The organism is Pengzhenrongella sicca, assembly GCF_017569225.1.
GTDB lineage: Bacteria > Actinomycetota > Actinomycetes > Actinomycetales > Cellulomonadaceae > Pengzhenrongella > Pengzhenrongella sicca.
The window spans coordinates 1,207,320-1,225,020 of the sequence record NZ_CP071868.1; the positions used below are offsets into that span (position 1 = coordinate 1,207,320).

The 17,701-nt window shown below is 72.0% G+C and carries 15 protein-coding genes and 1 tRNA gene; 10 read left to right on the top strand and 6 right to left on the bottom strand.

The genetic code is table 11. From position 1 onward, the window contains the following. Window positions 1–79 precede the first annotated feature (79 nt). The 3 genes from J4E96_RS05440 to J4E96_RS05450 all read left to right on the top strand — a co-directional run bounded on the left by J4E96_RS05440 (window position 80) and on the right by J4E96_RS05450 (window position 2,354). Complete coding sequence (locus J4E96_RS05440; protein ID WP_227424759.1) at window positions 80–733, top strand: DUF998 domain-containing protein; 654 nt, start codon at window positions 80–82, stop codon at window positions 731–733. Continuing rightward, on the top strand, window positions 730–1,506 hold the full coding sequence (locus J4E96_RS05445; protein WP_227424760.1) for a phosphatase PAP2 family protein: 777 nt from the start codon (window positions 730–732) through the stop codon (window positions 1,504–1,506). The genes J4E96_RS05440 and J4E96_RS05445 overlap by 4 nt, the downstream gene beginning before the upstream one ends. Window positions 1,507–1,751: 245 nt before the next feature. After that, window positions 1,752–2,354, top strand: coding sequence for a hypothetical protein (locus tag J4E96_RS05450; protein ID WP_227424761.1), 603 nt, complete (start codon window positions 1,752–1,754; stop codon window positions 2,352–2,354). Between the two features lie 1,016 nt (window positions 2,355–3,370). Here the strand turns inward: J4E96_RS05450 and J4E96_RS05455 are convergent. The 5 genes from J4E96_RS05455 to J4E96_RS05475 all read right to left on the bottom strand — a co-directional run bounded on the left by J4E96_RS05455 (window position 3,371) and on the right by J4E96_RS05475 (window position 6,254). Next, on the bottom strand, window positions 3,371–3,661 hold the full coding sequence (locus J4E96_RS05455; RefSeq protein WP_227424762.1) for a hypothetical protein: 291 nt from the start codon (window positions 3,659–3,661) through the stop codon (window positions 3,371–3,373). Between the two features lie 121 nt (window positions 3,662–3,782). Then, the gene (locus J4E96_RS05460) at window positions 3,783–4,475 is read right to left on the bottom strand and encodes a hypothetical protein (protein WP_227424763.1); all 693 of its coding nucleotides are present in this window, start codon (window positions 4,473–4,475) and stop codon (window positions 3,783–3,785) included. Window positions 4,476–4,849: 374 nt separating this feature from the next. Then, a complete protein-coding gene (locus J4E96_RS05465; protein ID WP_227424764.1) occupies window positions 4,850–5,161 on the bottom strand; it encodes a hypothetical protein in 312 nt (103 codons plus the stop codon). An 80-nt stretch (window positions 5,162–5,241) separates the two neighbouring features. Beyond that, entirely contained in the window at window positions 5,242–5,682 is a 441-nt protein-coding gene (locus tag J4E96_RS05470) for a hypothetical protein (RefSeq protein ID WP_227424765.1), read from the bottom strand. A gap of 119 nt (window positions 5,683–5,801) precedes the next feature. Then, window positions 5,802–6,254: a hypothetical protein gene (locus tag J4E96_RS05475; protein ID WP_227424766.1), complete on the bottom strand. Its 453-nt coding sequence runs from the start codon at window positions 6,252–6,254 to the stop codon at window positions 5,802–5,804. Window positions 6,255–6,976: 722 nt separating this feature from the next. Here J4E96_RS05475 and J4E96_RS05480 point away from each other — a divergent pair. After that, window positions 6,977–8,164 (top strand): tyrosine-type recombinase/integrase, encoded by a 1,188-nt coding sequence (locus tag J4E96_RS05480; RefSeq protein ID WP_227424767.1) that lies wholly within the window; start codon window positions 6,977–6,979, stop codon window positions 8,162–8,164. A gap of 96 nt (window positions 8,165–8,260) precedes the next feature. Here J4E96_RS05480 and J4E96_RS05485 read toward each other — a convergent pair. After that, window positions 8,261–8,333 (bottom strand) — tRNA-Arg (locus tag J4E96_RS05485). 65 nt (window positions 8,334–8,398) lie between these two features. Here J4E96_RS05485 and J4E96_RS05490 point away from each other — a divergent pair. From J4E96_RS05490 to J4E96_RS05515, 6 genes are all read left to right on the top strand, one after another. Then, a complete protein-coding gene (locus tag J4E96_RS05490; RefSeq protein ID WP_227424768.1) occupies window positions 8,399–10,063 on the top strand; it encodes a GTPase in 1,665 nt (554 codons plus the stop codon). Then, window positions 10,060–11,604, top strand: coding sequence for a GTPase (locus tag J4E96_RS05495; protein ID WP_227424769.1), 1,545 nt, complete (start codon window positions 10,060–10,062; stop codon window positions 11,602–11,604). Before J4E96_RS05490 ends, J4E96_RS05495 begins: the two co-directional genes overlap by 4 nt. An 88-nt stretch (window positions 11,605–11,692) precedes the next feature. Continuing rightward, window positions 11,693–12,298, top strand: a complete 606-nt coding sequence (locus J4E96_RS05500) for a single-stranded DNA-binding protein (RefSeq protein WP_227424770.1) — start codon at window positions 11,693–11,695, stop codon at window positions 12,296–12,298. A gap of 82 nt (window positions 12,299–12,380) precedes the next feature. Further along, on the top strand, window positions 12,381–14,063 hold the full coding sequence (gene ettA / locus J4E96_RS05505; protein WP_227424771.1) for an energy-dependent translational throttle protein EttA: 1,683 nt from the start codon (window positions 12,381–12,383) through the stop codon (window positions 14,061–14,063). A 15-nt stretch (window positions 14,064–14,078) separates the two neighbouring features. Further along, complete coding sequence (locus J4E96_RS05510; protein WP_227424772.1) at window positions 14,079–16,115, top strand: GTPase domain-containing protein; 2,037 nt, start codon at window positions 14,079–14,081, stop codon at window positions 16,113–16,115. Further along, window positions 16,112–17,698 carry a GTPase gene (locus J4E96_RS05515; RefSeq protein ID WP_227424773.1) on the top strand — a complete coding sequence of 529 codons (1,587 nt, stop codon included), beginning with the start codon at window positions 16,112–16,114 and terminating at the stop codon, window positions 17,696–17,698. The genes J4E96_RS05510 and J4E96_RS05515 overlap by 4 nt, the downstream gene beginning before the upstream one ends. The last annotated feature ends 3 nt before the right edge of the window (window positions 17,699–17,701 follow it).

Here is a 17,701-nt window from a genome sequence, read left to right on the forward strand (position 1 = left end):
CCCAATATCGACGAGATCGTTCGGAGTGAGCGTCGGCGCTCGGGTCGCGGTCTGCGCGCGCCCGCGTACCGTTGCCCAGATGCCTCGACCCGCACCGCAGGACCCGCACCGGCCCACCCCCGCGCCAGCGGTTCGCCGCTGGGCGCTCGCCGCCGCGACGCTGGCGCCGATCGGGATGATCGGCGGCTGGACGCTCGCCGCCGCGCGCCAGGAGTCGGACTTCGACGCCGTCCGCGAGACCATCAGCGCGCTCGCGGCCCAGACCGCGACCCTCCCGGTGATCATGACCGCCGGGCTCGCGCTGACCGGCGTCGGGCACGTCGCGACCGCGCTCGCGCTGCGCCCGGCCGCGCGGCCCGGTCGGCTGCTGCTCGCGGCCGGGGGAGTGGCGACCGCGCTCGTCGCCGCCCTGCCCGTCGATGCCAGCCCGCGCGCGCACGGGCTCGCGGCGGCCGTCGCGTTCGGGGCGCTGTCGGTGTGGCCCGTCGCCGCCGCGCGGTCGGGGACCACCGGCGTGCTCGGGCGGCGCACCGGGGCGGTCGCGACCGGCGTGCTGCTCGCCCTGCTCGCCTGGTTCGTGGTCGAGCTCCAGGGCCTCGGACCCGACGACGGCGCCGCGACCGGTCTCGCCGAGCGCGCCGTCGCGGCTGCCCAGTCCCTGTGGCCGCTCGTCGTCGTCCTCGCGCTGCGGTCCGCGCGGGGCGGTCGCCGGTCGACAGCATCGGCCCGATGACGCCCGACCCGCCGTCCCGCTCGACCACTCCCGGCAGCATCGGCGCGATCCGGCGCCGGGCCGTGCAGGGGTACGCCGCGCGACCCCTGGCGTGGGCGGTCGTGATCGGCGCGCTGCTGTTCGTGGCCGGCCTCGCGGTGTTCGCGGGCCTGCTCGACGCGGTCCAGGAGCAGGACGACATCTCGCTCGCCGACCGCCCGGTGCTCAGCTGGATGCTCGCGAACCGCGGTCCGACCGCGACCACGGTGTTCAGCGCCATCACGCTCGTGTCGGGGCCGGTCGTCCTGCCGGTGATCGTCGCCGTCGCCTGCCTCGTCTGGGCGCGGGTGGGGCGCGAGCGCTGGCGGCCGCTCGTGCTCGCGGGCGCGATGCTGGCCTCGACCGCCGTCTCGCTCGTGATCAAGGACCTCGTCGCGCGCCCGCGGCCGCCGATCGACGCCCGGGCGTTCGCGCGGGCCGAGCTGACGGCGTCGTTCCCGTCGGGCCACACGATCGGCGCGGCGACGCTGCTCCTCGTGGCCGGCTACCTGGTGGTGAGCCGCGGCCCGAGCGTCGCGCGGGTCATCGGCTGGGCCGCGGGAGCCGTGGTCGGGATCCTCGCGGTCGCGCTCAGCCGGCTCTACCTCGGCTACCACTTCCTCACCGACGTCCTGGCGGCGGTCGCGCTCGCGGTCGCGATCGGCGCGGTCGCGATGGTCGTCGACCGGCGACACGCGCTGCGTCGCCGCCCAGAGTGCCCCCGGCTGGACTCGAACCAGCAACCTACGGAGTAGGTAGTTGGTGCTCATCGCGCCTAATCGAGAGCCATGCCAGCAAGTCTCCCAGGTGCACACCCGCGCTCAAACTCTCACGCTAGACCACATCAGCTCGTCTCCAATCCGGGGAGTAAGTGGGGGACGTCAGAGGTAAGTGGGGGACACACGGGTGATGCTCCCGAATCGCCGGAGGCGACGTACCGACGTGCCACCGATGCATGAGGTCCGCTACGCCCCTCCGTGCGACTCGGTACGGTGCGCATGTGGATACAGGAAACTGGGTTGCGCTCGTCGTGGGGCTTGTCGGTGTCGTGGGTGGCTTTGCCACGGCGCTGATTTCGCAGAGGCAACAGGCGAGTGACGAGCGGAAGCGGATCGAAGCATCCCGCAGAGATCGAGAGTCGGAGCGATGGCTTGGCGATAGGCGACAGGCATACGCGGATTACCTCTACGGGATCGGCGCTCTGACGGACCCAATTCACACTCAGGAGTTTGACCTGCACCATGGGCTCGCGGAACCTGAGTCGGAGCCGACAGTTGACGGAGCGGCTGAAGGCCCAGAAGCGTCCGAACAAATTGACCCGCGACACGAAGTGCTCATGCGGGCACTTGGAGAGATCCGCCTGATCGCACCGAGCGCGGTGAGTGAAGCTGCGAGCGAGCACGTAGCTGTGCTCCGCTCGCTGTCTTGGACGGCCACGCTCTGTTCCGCCTATCGAGTCCCCGAGAGCACCGAGCACTTCGAGCGACTACTTCAACAGGTTGACCAAGAGAGCGAGGACGCGCATCGCGCCGGGGAGGCAGTTCTCGCTGTCATGCGGGCCGATCTGGGTGACGGCATCGGCGTGCTTCCTGCTCGTGTCTAGCACCCGTGGTGCTCTCACGCCCCATTGACCTAGAACGCTGGCAAGGCCACGGATGCGGGCAAAGCGGTGGGCTCGGGGACCGCTTTGCCTTCCCCCTGCCTGGCCTATCGCAACGACGATGACGAACACGTTGACGACGACGAACGCGAGCGCTCTAGCGTTGCTCCTCCTTGGTCGTGGTGGGAGCCCCGCCTGCTTGCCCGGTCCGTACGGTGGGGTATGACCCCCTGAGCGCGAAGTTCCCTACCGCATCGTCTTAGCACGGCAGGCTCGGCGGAAAATGGGAAGGTCGCGAAGCGACAGGCTCACGAGCCGCACTACCGACTGCGGCTGTGCCCTGGCAAGGGGCCTGAGCTGCTGACACACGAGCATTGCGTCCTCCCCAAAGCGCCATTGCGCGGTTGGAGCAGATGCCCTAAACGGGGCCTTCCCTCTGGTCCATGAGCGCACAAAAATGCCCCCGTCCGCGTTGGTTAGTCGCGGACAGGGGCATCCTTACGCCGTGGTGTCGATCTGGTCGAGCGGAACGTCCGGGTTGCGAAGAATCCAGAACAGGCGTTGAAGCGGTGAGAGCACCCTCGGAAGTCGAGCCCTCAAGCTGTCGTAATGCTTGTGATCGACGCGGCACATTGGCAAATATCGGGCGGGACTTCCCGAGTAGACTGAGCCGGCCTCCCTACCTTTAATCTCGCACATCTCTAGGATGTCGCTATGATCGTAAGCAAATTCCTCGGCAGGTTTTCCACAGCGGATACATGTCAAGAGATTTGCACTGCCCTTCACCCGTGCTACGCGATGATGCGCCGAGCTATACGCGATCGGTCCAGTCTTGAATCTAGGGTCGATGTGGTAGCGCCGATCGGCACAGTTGACAGTGACCCCAGAAGTGAGATTCCCCAATTGGATGCGCTTGGGTTCACTGCCACATTTGCACTCGCACAGCACAAATGCTGATCCTCGACACCTCTCGGTAATCGTGAGCTCACCGAAAACCTTTCCAACGTGGTGCTTGACCGTCACAGTGCCGCCAACTCGGCCATCACGTCGCCGGGGTGGAACTGCGCTCGCAGGGCCTCTGCTGCGCGCTCTAGCTTGTCAGCGCGGGCAAGGGAACGGGCGGCGCGCTCACGCTGTGCCTGGGCGTCACGCACGTTGCGCTTTGCTTTCTTGTCGCGCCATTCCCACCAATCCTCCATGAGCATCCGACACCGATGCCCGCAGAAGCGGTATACCAATCCGTCTTCCCCCATCGTAGGGATGGGCAACGCGCACCGTAGACAAATGCCAATTGCGGCGTTCTCGTTCATTCTGTTCTGACCTCATTGTTTGTCGGGCGGTCGCCCGTGTCATTGCTGGGGTAAAGATTGGGGGCGCAGTCATGGTGGCTGCGCCCCAATCTCCCTACTCGGCCGGTTGTGGCCTATTGCCTCACCAGCTTGCGGACTCCACGGTCCGAACGCGAGCGCGCCCGTATTCGCCATCGACAGCGAATCCTGCACCCTCGGCCCCATTGACGAGAGCTTCGCGGACAAACTCCACGACATCGGCCGTCTCGATGGGGTCGCCGTCGAAAAGGATCACGTCAACCATTGTGGAGCCAGAGCCGAGAGTGACCTTGCCCAATCCGAATCCGCTGGTAATACCGATGAAGTTCTTGACACCGGCTGCCTTCGCATCTGCGATTGCTGCCTTGATCGTTCGTTCCTGGGACGCGGAGACTTCCGCCAGTTCGGCAAGTGCGGCCGCAATCGCCTTGGCTGCCTTTTCGTTCGCCTTGATCTGTGTCTCGGGATCGACAATCACCGCGACAGCAGACGCCCACCGTTCGGCAACCAGTGGCGCAAGTGCCGCGTCTGCGGCGCTAACGACTGCCTCGGCCGCGAGCGCGAGCATTCCCATGCGCGAGACATCCCCGGTTGCGGCCATGAGATCGAGGCCGGTCACTGTCGAGTCACCGGACAAGAGCCGGTCGTTGAGGGCAGCCTCGTGCTCGGTCGCGGTCGTGACAGCGGCCAGAGCGTCGGCGTGACGCTGTACGGCGACGGTCTGCGCGGCCTTCGCAGCGAGGTACTGAGCGTCGGCGGACGGGCTGACGGTTGTGGTGCTGGTCCTGGTTGCCACTGTGTGTTGTTCCCTTGCTTGTGGGGCCTTCGGCCCCGTGGTGCCCAACGGCGAGATTGCTGCTGGGTCGGTCTGGGTATTGCGTCTGGGTCCTGCGGGTGGTGGGCCTTCGGCCCGACAGTTCGTTGTTCCTGGCCCTGTCGAGGTAGGTCCTGCGGTGGTGGGCCTTCGGCCCAACAGCGGGTTGTTCCTGGCCCTGGTCTGTCCCCGCCGATGCCCCGCACCTGGGCTGGGCGCTTGCCCCTTAAGAACATCAAAGAGAGCGACCGGTATCGGTGCAGGTCAGGGCCTCGCGAGAACGCGATTGTTGACCGTAACGATCAAGTCGTTTGACCGTTACGGTCAACTTTTGGCTGTTTCCTTGACCCTTAAGGTCAATCGGAAACGGCTTGCTTCCGGCTCGTGGCTCGTGTCCTGTCGTGGACCTTGCAGGCGGCGAGCCCGATGCCGCCCGAGATGGCGTGACCAGGCACCACGAGGCAGGACGACTGCGAGGCCGCGCCGAGCAACCCGCGCTCGATGCAGACCTTGATCGCACGGGAGACTGTCGCAGGAGCGGGTTCGCTGATCTCCCCTGTGCTGCGGTCTGCCGTGAGCAGCATCGCGCGGAGCTGTCCAGGCCCGAACGTTGCGTGTCCGCGTCCGTTGTGGAATCCGTTGGCGGCGGCCATGACCTGAAACCACATCGGGAACATGGGGTTCCCGATCCGCTCCTGCCAGGCGTCCTGGTAGTGCTGGGACCACGGTCGGACTCCCCGAGGTCCACTCACGTCGTCACGATGCCCGCGAAGCTCGCCGCGAGGTCATCGTCCGACAGTTCGGCCGCGCTCCCCGAGGGCACAACGTCAGCGCGGACATCGAGCGTGAGGCCTTGGCCGGTCAAGCCGAGCGCATCGAGCACGGCGGGCGCGAGCACGCCGATCCTGCCCGTCCGCGACGAGCCCGGCTCAATGCGTCCCTCGCCCTCCAAGTCAGCGATGGCATCCGCGACGAGCTGCGGCGAGAGCCCCGTAGCGCGCTCGATGTCGCCCACGCGAAAGCTCGCGGGTGGCGTCGAAGCCAGTGCGTAGAGCAGGACCGCTGTCGTCGCGAGCTGGTCGCTGCGCGCTCGCTCGGATTTGGTCATCGAGGCTGCCAGGCGCAGGGCCTTGCGGTGAAGACCCGCCCACGCGCTCAAGGTGGGAGTGGTACGGTAGTCCGTGGTCATCGGTGTGCGCTCCAAGGGGTCAAGAAGGGGCCCACAAGGGCAATGGCGCGCCTTGGGGGTCGTTCTGGAGTGACTGGGCGGGGTCGCCTGTCGCGAACCTCTACGGGCCTGTTGCGGGCTCAGCCGGGCGCGAGCCAACCCCCGCGAGCGGGAACGCGCAGGCCGTTGCCGAGCAGAACAACACGCCGCTCGCGGCAGAGCGTGAGGTCGTCAGCGAGACGAGCGGCCACCGTGGCCCGCTGCCCCAGACTCAGCCCGTCAATAGCCGCGAGCGCCGCAACCTCGGCGTCGGCGTAGACCGCGAGCGCGGTGCCACGCGGTGAGGTTGGGGCGAGCACTAGCCCGGCCTCGACTGGTCCCACTTGCACACCCAGACGAGCGGCAGGCTCGCGCAGATGGTCGAGAGCACCGACCCCGGCGAGGTAGCGAAGCTCGCGCGCTGCGATGTAGGCAACGGCGCGGCCACGTCTCGCGGCGTCGGCAAGGTCACGCCCGAACGGAGCGCGGCCACGCCTGAGGGCAGAGGTTGGGCTCGCGGCGGCTCGGATTGCGAGCAGCTCGACGGCGCTCACGCTGTGGTCATCACGAGCGAGGCCAGCTCGAAGGCTTCTATCTCCTCAATTCTGTATCGGACGCGGGATGCGAGCTTGACGAAAGCGATGCCGCGTCCGGCCGATCGGTCGTTTGCGAGGGAACCGGGAGACACCTGCCAGCGCGCGGCGAGGTCTTCGGTGGTGAGAAGGGCAAGTGGATTAGGCACTGGGGGAACTCCAAGCGGAGGTGCTGCGGCTGCGCCTGTCGGCACCTCCGGTGCGCCCGTGGACCGGGCGCTCATGGTTCCCTCGTGTCCTTCTGCTAGGCGGCTCGCATCCGAGCCACAGGCACTCCGAACGGGTGCGCCTGGCGTCAACATTAGGCCCTACACCCGGCGGGTCGACGACACGAACCATCGCTCGCTTCTAGTTCATATGGATGCAAGATGTATGCCCAGGTCAGAGATACATTCACCTCTGAAAATGTCATGCTCAACCGCAAAATTCTTCATCCGAAAGAGTGAACGCCAAGCCTGGCTTATCATCCGCGAACCTTGCCGGGAGCGCTATCAGCGCATGGGAGATGCGCGCACGCGGCCGTCGAGCTGACCAATGGAAAAATCGGGGCCGCGCCCACGACTGAAGCCCTAGAACCTGACTATCTGTACCCCGGAAACGTGCTAGGTTCCTCCTAGGTTGTTCAACGAAGGGGGCACGGACCGATGGCAAGACCTCGCACAGCACTTGGTACGGCAGGCGCAATGACGACGGTCGGACAGGTGCGGGTCGATGGGCGATGGATCGAGCCGCCAGAGGGCACCAAGCCGACGCGCTGGCGCGCCCGCACCAAGTTCCGTGACCTTGACGGCAAGCTCCGCGATGTCGAGCGGTTCGACAAGACGAAGGCCAAAGCCGAGGCCGAACTTAAGTCGGCACTCGCCGTCCGCGTCACGCCTCGCGCGTCCAACGTGCTCCGCGCAGATATGTCTGTGCGGGATGCGGGCGGGATTTGGCTGAGGAGCACCGCGCGGCCCGAGGCGAAGCTTGCCCCCCGAACCGTGATGCTTTACCGGGAGACGTGGGCGAGGTACGTAGAGCACGGCGCAATCGCAGACCTGACGCTGCGCGAGGCAAACAAGGTGTCCATCCTTCGCGGCTTCCTTGAGGGCATCGCAGACGAGCACGGTTCCGGCTCGGCCAAGAGCACTCGCTCCGTCGTCTCGCTTGTGCTGAGCATGGCTGTGCAGGACGGTGTATTTGACGCGAACGCGATGCGCGAGATCAAGACGCCGAAGGCGAACGCGCCGATAGCCCGTGACGGTGTGCGTTCTGCCGCTCGCGCCAAGCGTCTCGCAGAGCAAGGTTTCAACGCTGAGGACATTCGACGTGACACGACGCGGGCGCTCACTCGCGACGAGCGAGACCAGTTCCTCGCGTTCGCTGCCACGGACAAGGCTGCCAAGCGTGCGGACGTTGCCGACCTGGCGCAGTTCATGGCTGGCACCGGCGTACGCATAGCCGAGGCGCTAGGGCAGGCATGGGCCGACATCGACCTTGAGGCGGGCACCGTGCGTGTGCGGGGGACCAAGACGGACGCCTCGCGGCGCACGCTGGCCCTGCCGCCGTGGCTGGTCGATGTCCTCACGGCTCGCCGGGCGCTCGGCATCGAGTCCTCGGGCCTGGTCTTCCCCTCTACTGCCGTCAAGCGGGCCGGGCTGCCGCGTGACGCGAGCGCGGCCAACCGCGCGCTTCGCTCCCTGTTCGATCGCGCAGGTTTCCCCTGGGCCACCCCTCACAGCTTGCGGCGTACTGTGGCGAGCCTGATTGACGACGCGGGCCTGTCCATCGCGCTCGCGGCCAACCAGCTCGGGCACGCTGACCCGTCGATGACGGCCCGGATCTACCTGGGCCGCAAGAGCGATATGAGTCGCGCGGCAGCCGTCCTGTAGAGCCCTCCCCAGAGGCCAGGTCCCCCGTAAGTGGGGGGTAAGTGGGGAAAGAGGCCATCATGGCTCGGCCTGATCGTGCATACCACCAGGTCAGAGTGCCCCCGGCTGGACTCGAACCAGCAACCTACGGATTAGAAGGCCGTTGCTCTATCCATTGAGCTACGGGGGCGCATCTCCCAGCCTAGACGGCGCGGGCGTTTGGCCTGATCACGTCGCCGGGGGAGGATAGGCGCCGTGAGCTACTCTCCGGAGCACGACGTCACGGACGTGGCCGCCCCCCCGGCACCCGTGGCGCCCTCGTTGTTGGACGCGGTCCGTGACCTGCGCCGCGACGTCGAGGCCACGTCGTTCCCGCTCGACATCGACGGCGTCGACGCCGCTCGGGCGTCGCGCACGCGGCTGCTCGACCAGCTCTCCGACCACCTGCTGCCGCGGCTCGCCGAGCTGTCGGCGCCGGCGATCGTCGTGCTGGCCGGGTCGACCGGCGCGGGCAAGTCGACGCTCGTCAACTCGCTCCTGGGCACCGAGGTGTCCGAGGCGGGCGTGCTCCGCCCGACCACGCGGCAGGCGGTCATCGCGCACCACCCCGACGACGGCGAGCTGCTCGCCGGCCATCCCGTGCTCGAGGACGTCAAGGTCGTCTCGCACGAGTCCGTCCCCCGCGGCGTCGCCCTCCTCGACGCGCCCGACCTCGACTCCGTGCTCGAGTCGAACCGGGCGACGGCGCACCGGCTGCTCGAGGCCGCCGACCTCTGGCTCTTCGTGACCACCGCCGCCCGGTACGGCGACGCGCTGCCGTGGCAGGTGCTCGCGGGGGCGATGGAGCGCGGCGCGTCGGTCGCGATGGTGCTCAACCGGGTTCCGGTCGAGTCGCTGCCCGCGGTGCGCGGAGACCTGCTGGTGCGGCTGCGCGAACGCGGCATGCAGGGCGTGCCCCTGTTCGTCGTGCCCGACGCCGGCCCGCAGCAGGGCCCGCTGAGCACCGCCTCGGTCGCGCCGATCAAGCGCTGGCTCACGATGCTCGCCGGCCCTGACCGCGCCCGGGCCGTGATCGCCCGGACCCTGCGCGGCTCGCTCGGCGCGCTGCGGCCCTGGGTCGATACGCAGGCGGACGCCGTCCAGGACCAGGTCGACGCGGCCGACGCGCTGCGCGCAGCGATCGGCGCCGCCCTGAGCGGCCCGACCGATGCGGCGCGGGCGGCCGTGCACCGCGGCGTCGTGGCCGACGGCGCGGTGACCGCCCGCTGGACCGAGCTCGTGGCGGGGGCCGGCCGGTTCGCGCACGTCGTGCGCCCGTCCGGGCGCATCCGCGCGGCGCGGCGCCGCACGACGCGGCTGCGCGAGGCGTCGGTGGGGCCGCTCCTCGCGGACCTTCAGCAGGCCGCCGTCGCCAACCTCGAACGCGCCGGCGCCGCCGCCGAGCGCGAGCTGCGCGAGCGACTCTCCGCCCGCGGCGCGCCGGACGGCGCGGCCGGCTTCGTCGCATCCTGGCCGTCGGACGACCGCCGCTCGGCGCGAGCCACCCGTGCCGACTCGATCGCCACGGCGTGGATCGACGGCGCGCGGCTGGCGGTGCTCGCCGCGCTGGCCGAAGGTGACCCGCGGGCACTCAAGCGGTCCGCCCGCGCCGCGAAGGCCCTGGGCGACCGCGCCCTCGCGGCGCTCGTGCTCGCCGCCGCGGCCGGCCTCGCCCCCGCGGCGGAGCTGCTCACCGAGCTGCTCGGCGACGCGGGCGACGCGCTGCGCGATCAGCTGCGCGCCGAGCTCGAGGCTCACGCGGCCGCCCAGGTCGAGGCCGAGGGCGCCGCGCTCGCCGCGCTGCTCGACGTGCCCGACCTCGCCGCGGACGCGGCCTCGCGGCTGCGGCTGCGGTTCGCCGTCCTGCGGGGCCTGACGTGACCGCGACCCCGGCGGCGTCGGGCGCCGCGTCCGGCGAGACGACCGCGCTGACCGCGCGCGTCGACGACGTCGTGCGCGCGCTCGCGCTCGCGGACGGACGCCTCGACCCGGACGTCGCCGACCGCATCGCGGCGGCGATGGCCGGGGTGCGCGAGCGGCTCGCCCTCGGGGTCGACCACACGGTGGTCGCGCTGGTCGGCGGCACGGGCTCGGGCAAGTCGAGCCTGTTCAACGCCGTCAGCGGCCTCGACTTCGCCGACGTCGGGGTGCGCCGCCCGACGACGTCGGAGGTCACGGCGTGCGTGTGGGGGACGACCGCCTCGGCGCTGCTCGACTGGCTCGGCGTGGCGGCCGACCGGCGGATCGAGCGGGAGAGCGCGCTCGACGCCGACTCCGAGGCCGCGCTGCGCGGACTCGTGCTGCTCGACCTGCCCGACCACGACTCGATCGAGGACGCGCACCGCGAGGTGGTCGACCGGCTGCTGCCGATGGCCGACCTGCTCGTGTGGGTCGTCGACCCGCAGAAGTACGCCGACGACGCGCTGCACTCCGGGTACCTGCGTCGCCTCGTCGGCCACGAGGACGCCATGGTCGTCGTGCTCAACCAGATCGACACCGTGCCGGTCGACCTGCGCGGCCGGCTCGAGGCCGACGTCGCGCGGCTCCTGCGCGAGGACGGCCTCGTCGGCGTCCCGGTGCGGACCGCGTCCGCGCGCACCGGCGACGGCGTCCGCGACCTCCGCCACCTGCTCGCCGACGTCGCGGCCCGCCGCAGCACGGCGGCGGTGCGGGTCGGGGCCGAGATCGCCGACGCCGCCGCGCTCCTGGGCCACCAGGTCGCGCCCGGCGAGGCGACCCGTGCCGAGCTGCCGGCGTCGGCGGCGGTCGACGCGTTCGCGCGGGCCGCGGGCCTGCCGGCGGTGGCCGCGGCGCTCGAGGCCGTCGTCCGGGGCGGCGGCCGCGCCGTCCCGTCGTTCGGCGCCGTGCAGCCCGACACCGTCGAGATCGCCCGCTCGAGCTGGCTCGGGGCGGCCGGGGCCGGCCTGCCCCCGCGCTGGCAGGCGGCGCTCGCGGAGCGGCTCGCGTCGGCCGACGACCTGCGCCGCGGCGTCGACGCGCGGCTCGCCGACGTCGGCATCGCTGCCCGGCGCTCGCGCGGGGCGCTCGTGCTCACCCTCGCCGCCGCGGTGGCCGCGGTCGGGGCCGTCGCCGCGGGCCTCGTGGCTGCCTGGCCGCTGCTGAGCGGGGGAGCGGGGTCGGTGACCGACGGCGTCGCGCTGCCGCTCACCCTCGCACTCGTCCTGCTCGCCCTCGTGCTCGGCGCGACCGCGCTGCTCGTGCGCCGACGGGACGCGCGCCGGCGGGCCGCGATCGTGCAGCGCGACGGCCGCGCGGGCCTCGACGAGATAGTCGAGCGGCTGCTGGTGGTGCCCACGCTCGACCTGCTCAGCGAGCACCGCGAGGTCCGCGAGCTCGCGGTCGCCGCGGGCCGCCGCGAGCCACCCCCGGCCGGTCTCGGCACGGGTTCGTCCCCAGCCTGACCGCACGCCCGCGCGCGCCCGGCGGGGCGGGGCGCACCCTCGCACGGACGGGCCGGCACCGGTCGGCCGCGGGCGAGGAGGAACGACGATGAGCACGAGCGACCTGAACCTGACCCTCGTGGGCTGGGTGGCCACCGGGCCGAAGCTGTACAGCGGCCCGGGCACCACCCCGTTCACCAGCTTTCGGATGGCCAGCACCCGCCGCCACTTCGACCGGGTGCGCGGCTCCTGGGTCGACGGGCGGACGGAGTGGTTCACCGTCAAGTGCTGGCGGCAGCAGGCGCGCAACGTCGCCGAGACGCTGCGCAAGTCGGACCCGGTCATCGTGACCGGGCGGCTCGCGACGCAGGAGTGGACCGGCCCCGACGGAACGGCCCGCACGACCCTGGTCCTCGACGCGCTGGCGATCGGCCCCGACCTGACGTTCGGCAGCGCGAAGTTCGCGCGCACGATGCACGTGGCCGACGCCGCCACGGAGGTGGCCGACCAGCCCGAGCCGCCCGCGAACGGCCAGGACGGCCAGGACGGTTCGGCCCACGGCGACGGCGTTGACGGCGACGACGGCAGCGACGACGGTGGCGTCGGATTCCCGGCGCTGGACGACCCGTGGGCCGGCGGCTCCGGCGACGGCGACCTGCCGGACCCGGCGGAGGACGAGCTCGGCTCGCTGAGCGCCGCGCGCTCGATCACCTAGGCTGGGGCACCGACCCCTACCCGCCGCAGTGCCGGGCGGGCGGGCGGACCCCATCTTCGAGCACAGGGCGGACGATTAGCCAGTGGCTGAGTTCATCTACACCATGTACAAGACGCGCAAGGCGCACGGCGACAAGGTCATCCTTGATGACGTCACGCTGAACTTCCTGCCCGGCGCCAAGATCGGCGTCGTCGGCCCGAACGGCGCCGGTAAGTCGACGATCCTGCACATCATGGCGGGGCTGGACCAGCCGTCCAACGGCGAGGCGCGGCTCTCGCCGGGCTACACCGTCGGCATCCTGCTGCAGGAGCCGCCGCTGAACGAGGCCAAGACGGTGCTCGGCAACGTCGAGGAGGGCGTTGCCGAGATCAAGGGCAAGATCGACCGCTTCAACGAGATCTCCGCGCTGATGGCCGAGCCCGACGCCGACTTCGACACGCTGCTCGCCGAGATGGGCGAGCTGCAGGAGGCGATCGACGCCGCCGACGCGTGGGACCTCGACGCCCAGCTCGAGCAGGCCATGGACGCGCTGCGCTGCCCGCCGCCCGACGCCGACGTGTCGGTCCTGTCCGGTGGCGAGCGGCGCCGCGTCGCGCTGTGCAAGCTGCTGCTCGAGAAGCCCGACCTGCTCCTGCTCGACGAGCCCACGAACCACCTCGACGCCGAGAGCGTGCTGTGGCTCGAGGCGCACCTCGCGCAGTACACGGGCGCCGTCCTCGCCGTGACCCACGACCGGTACTTCCTCGACCACGTGGCCGAGTGGATCGCCGAGGTCGACCGCGGCCGCGTGTACCCGTACGAAGGCAACTACTCGACCTACCTCGAGAAGAAGGAAGCCCGCCTCGAGGTCCAGGGCAAGAAGGACGCGAAGCTCGCCCGCCGCCTGCGCGAGGAGCTCGAGTGGGTGCGCTCGAGCGCGAAGGGCCGGCAGACGAAGTCCAAGTCGCGCCTGGCGCGGTACGAGGAGATGGCGTCCGAGGCCGACCGTCTGCGCAAGCTCGACTTCGAAGAGATCCAGATCCCGCCGGGCCCGCGCCTGGGCTCGATCGTGATCGAGGCGAAGGACCTGAACAAGGGCTTCGACGGGCGCACGCTCATCGACGGCCTCTCGTTCACGCTGCCGCGCAACGGCATCGTCGGCGTCATCGGCCCGAACGGCGTCGGCAAGACGACGCTCTTCAAGACCATCGTCGGGCTCGAGCCGCTGGATGCCGGCCAGCTCAAGATCGGCGAGACGATCCAGATCTCGTACGTCGACCAGGACCGTGGCGGGATCGACCCCGATAAGACCCTGTTCGAGGTCGTCTCCGACGGGCTCGACTACATCAAGGTCGGCAACGTCGAGATGCCGTCGCGCGCGTACGTCGCCGCGTTCGGGTTCAAGGGGCCCGACCAGCAGAAGCGGGCCGGCGTGCTCTCGGGCGGTGAGCGCAACCGCCTCAACCTCGCGCTGACCCTCAAGCAGGGCGGAAACCTCCTGCTGCTCGACGAGCCCACGAACGACCTCGACGTCGAGACGCTGGGCTCGCTCGAGAACGCGCTGCTCGAGTTCCCCGGCTGCGCCGTGGTCACCTCGCACGACCGGTGGTTCCTCGACCGGGTCGTGACGCACATCCTCGCGTACGAGGGCACCGAGGAGAACCCGGGCAACTGGTACTGGTTCGAGGGCAACTTCGCCTCCTACGAGGAGAACAAGATCGAGCGGCTCGGGCCCGACGCGGCGCGGCCGCACCGCGTCACCTACCGCAAGCTCACGCGCGACTGACGGCCGGCGCTCGACGTGACACGCGCGCACGAGCCGGAGCCGGCCCGACCCGACGCCGAGCTGCTCGCGGCGCTGGTCAGCCTGCGCGGCGCCGTGGCGGAGGTCCGGCTCGCGCTCGAGCAGGCGGACGTCGCCCGGGCGCGCGCGGACCGCGTGCTCATGCTCGACCAGCTCGACGACTACCTGCTGCCGCGGGTGCGGGCGGTCGGCGCACCGCTGCTCGTCGTCATCGGTGGGTCGACGGGCGCGGGCAAGTCGACGCTCGTCAACTCCCTCCTCGGGGCGGTGGTGAGCGACGCGGGCGTGCTCCGGCCGACGACGCGCGCGCCCGTCCTGGTGCATCACCCGCTCGACGCCGGCTGGTTCCGGGGCGACCGCGTGCTGCCCGGGCTCGCCCGGATCACCACCCCCGGGGCGGGTGCGGCCGCGGCCGGAGCAGGTGTGACCGCCTCCGCGGCGAGCGTGGCCACCCCCGCGGCGCCCGGCGACTCGCCTGGCCGTGAGCTGCGGCTCGTGGGGTCGGTGGCCGTGCCGCCCGGCCTGGCGCTCCTCGACGCGCCCGACATCGACTCCGTCGTCGAGGAGAACCGCCGCCTCGCGACCCAGTTGCTCGGCGCCGCCGACCTGTGGCTGTTCGTCACGACGGCCGCCCGGTACGCCGACGCCGTCCCGTGGGACCTGCTCGAGACCGCGGCCCGGCGCCGCACCGAGGTCGCGATCGTGCTCGACCGCGTCGACCACGGGGCCGGCGAGGCCATCGGCACGCACCTGCGGCAGATGCTCGTCGAGCACGGGCTCGCGGCCGCGCCGGTCCTGATGATCGGCGAGACGCCGCTCGAGGACGGGCTGCTGCCGGCCGACGTCGTCGCGCCGGTCGCCGACTGGCTGACGGCGCTCGGCGTCGACGCGGGCGCCCGCGCGGCTGCGATCGCCCGCACGCGCGACGGCGCGACCGCCGACGTGCTCGTCCGGGCCGCCGGCCTGGCCGACGCCGCCGACCTGCAGCGCGACGCGGACGCCCGGCTGCGCACGATGGTCACCACCCCGTACGGTGACGCGCTCGACGCCGTGCTCCGCGCCACCTCGGACGGCACGATGCTGCGCGGCGAGGTGCTCGCGCGCTGGCAGGACGTCGTCGGCACGGGCGAGATGCTCCGCGGGATCCAGACCCGGGTCAGCCGGGCCCGGGACCGGCTCGTCGCGGCCGTCCAGGGCAAGCCCGCGGCCGCCCCCGAGCTCGCCAACGCCATCGGGCACGGGCTCGAGGCCGTGGTGCTCGACGCCGCCGAGGACGCCGCCGACCGCGCGCACGCCGCGTGGCGCGCCGATCCGGCGGGCGCCGCGCTGCTGGCCGGGATCGGGCTCGCGCGGAGCTCGGCAGAGCTGCGGTCCCAGGTGGCGGCGGAGATCCGCGGCTGGCAGTCGGACGTGCTGGAGCTGGTGAGCGAGGAGGGCGCGAGCAAGCGAGCGACCGCCCGGGCGCTGTCGTTCGGGGTCAACGGCCTCGGCGCCGCGCTCATGGTGATGATCTTTGCCGCGACCGGCGGCCTGACGGGCGCCGAGGTCGGGGTCGCCGGCGGGTCCGCGCTGCTCGCCCAGCGCGTCCTCGAGGCGGTCTTCGGCGACGACGCCGTGCGCCAGCTCGCCCGGGCCGCGTCCGTGCGGCTCGCCGAGCGCGTGCGCGGGGTGCTCGACGGGCAGGCCGCGCGCTTCCTGGTCGAGCTCGACACGTTGGGCACCGCGCAGGCGAGCGGGGCGGCGCTGCGGCTGGCCGCCGGGCAGCTCGCCGGGGCGCTGCGCCGTGCGGAGCAGGAGCAGGCCGGCGCCACGGCCCGGCCGGCGGGCGGCACCCCCGGCTCGGCGGCCGGCAGCGGCCTGCGCGGCGCGGGCCTGCGGCGCGCGGGTGCGACCGGCGCCCGGGCGGACCGGGACCGCACGGGCACCGACCGCACGGGCGCCGACAGAACGGGCGCCGACAGAACGGACGCCGTCCACGGCGGTGGCCTGCGCGGCTGGTGGCGCCGCCGGCGCAGCGGTCCGGGGCAGCGATGAGCCCGCGCGGTCCGGACCTCGCCGTCCGCGTCACGGCGCTGGAAGAGGCCATCGCCGCAGGCACCGGTCGCCTCGACGCGGCGGACCTGGACCGGGCGCGCGACGCCGTCGGCCACATCCGCGAGCGGCTCGACCTCTCGCCCGAGCACACGGTCGCCGCGCTCGCCGGCTCGACCGGATCGGGCAAGTCCTCGCTCCTGAACGCCCTCGCGGGCGAGGAGCTCGCCGAGGTCGGCGTGCGCCGGCCCACGACCGGCCACCCCGTCGCGGCCGTCTGGGGCTCGGCCGGCGCCGCGCCCCTGCTCGACTGGCTCGGCGTGGACGAGCGCCGATACCTCGAGACCGCGGGACCGGTGCCGCCCGGCCTGGTCCTGATCGACCTGCCTGATCACGACTCCGTGGTCGTGGAGCACCGGCTGCGCGCGGAGCGGCTGCTCGACCGCGTCGACCTGTACGTGTGGGTGGCCGATCCGCAGAAGTACGCCGACGCGGCGCTGCACGAGCAGTACCTGCGACCGCTGGCCGGGCACGGCGCGGTCGTGGTGCTCGTGCTCAACCAGGTCGACCGGCTGACCCCGGCGGAGCGGGATCGCTGCGTCGCGGACCTGCGGCGCCTGGCGGTGCAGGACGGGCTCCGGCGCGTGCGCGTCCTGCCGGTCTCCGCCCGCACGGGGGAGGGGATCGACGCGCTGCGTGCGCTGCTCGTCGACGCGGCGCAGCGCCGGGCCGCCGCGACCGCGCGGCTCACGGCCGACCTGCGGGTCGAGGCCACCCGGCTCGCGGACGCGTGCGGCGACGGCATGCCCACCCGGGCGCGCCGCGCGGCCCGCGACGAGCTCGTCGGGGCGCTCGAGGAGGCGGCCGGCGTCGGCGTCGTCGTCGACGCCGTGCGGGTCTCGGCGGCGCGGCGGGCGCGGGCCGCGACCGGCTGGCCGCCCACCCGCTGGCTCACGCGGCTGCGGTCCGACCCGCTGCGGCGCCTGCACCTGGACCGCCCGGCCGCGCGACCCGAGCTCGCCCGGACGTCGCTGGTCACGCCCGGACCGGCCGCCCGCGCCCGCGCCGCGATCGCCGTCCGCGCGTACACGGATGCGGCGACCGCCGGCGCCCCCGACGCGTGGGTGCTCGCGGCCCGCGAGCGCGCCGCGGCGGCGGACCTGCCCGACGCGCTCGACCAGGCCGTCGCCGGCACGCCGCTGGACGCCGAACGGCACCCGCGCTGGTGGCGCGCCGTCGGCGCGGTCCAGTGGGTGCTGCTCGCGACCCTCGCGGCCGGGCTGGTCTGGTTGACGGCCCTCGCGGCGGCGGCATACCTCGGCCTGCCCGACGCGACGACGCCGACCTGGTCCGGGCTGCCGGTCCCGACCGTCCTCGCCGTCGGCGGCGCGCTCGCGGGCATCCTCCTCGCGCTCGGCGCGCGCCTGGTCGGGGGAGTCGTCGCGCGGCGCCGCGCCGCGCGCGCCCGCGTCAGGCTGCGGGCCGCGGTGGCGCGGGTCGCGGACGAGTTCCTGGTCGGGCCGGTCGACGCGGAGATGGGCGCGCTGGACCGGTGCCGCGCGGGCGCGCGGATGGCGGCGGCATGACCA

Coding starts and splice junctions, on each gene's coding strand:
- J4E96_RS05455 (WP_227424762.1), bottom strand. CDS start 3,661: ATGAACGAGAACGCCGCAATTGGCATTTGTCTACGGTGCGCGTTGCCC.
- J4E96_RS05515 (WP_227424773.1), top strand. CDS start 16,112: ATGAGCCCGCGCGGTCCGGACCTCGCCGTCCGCGTCACGGCGCTGGAA.
- J4E96_RS05440 (WP_227424759.1), top strand. CDS start 80: ATGCCTCGACCCGCACCGCAGGACCCGCACCGGCCCACCCCCGCGCCA.
- J4E96_RS05445 (WP_227424760.1), top strand. CDS start 730: ATGACGCCCGACCCGCCGTCCCGCTCGACCACTCCCGGCAGCATCGGC.
- J4E96_RS05500 (WP_227424770.1), top strand. CDS start 11,693: ATGAGCACGAGCGACCTGAACCTGACCCTCGTGGGCTGGGTGGCCACC.
- J4E96_RS05465 (WP_227424764.1), bottom strand. CDS start 5,161: ATGTGGTTTCAGGTCATGGCCGCCGCCAACGGATTCCACAACGGACGC.
- J4E96_RS05470 (WP_227424765.1), bottom strand. CDS start 5,682: ATGACCACGGACTACCGTACCACTCCCACCTTGAGCGCGTGGGCGGGT.
- J4E96_RS05480 (WP_227424767.1), top strand. CDS start 6,977: ATGACGACGGTCGGACAGGTGCGGGTCGATGGGCGATGGATCGAGCCG.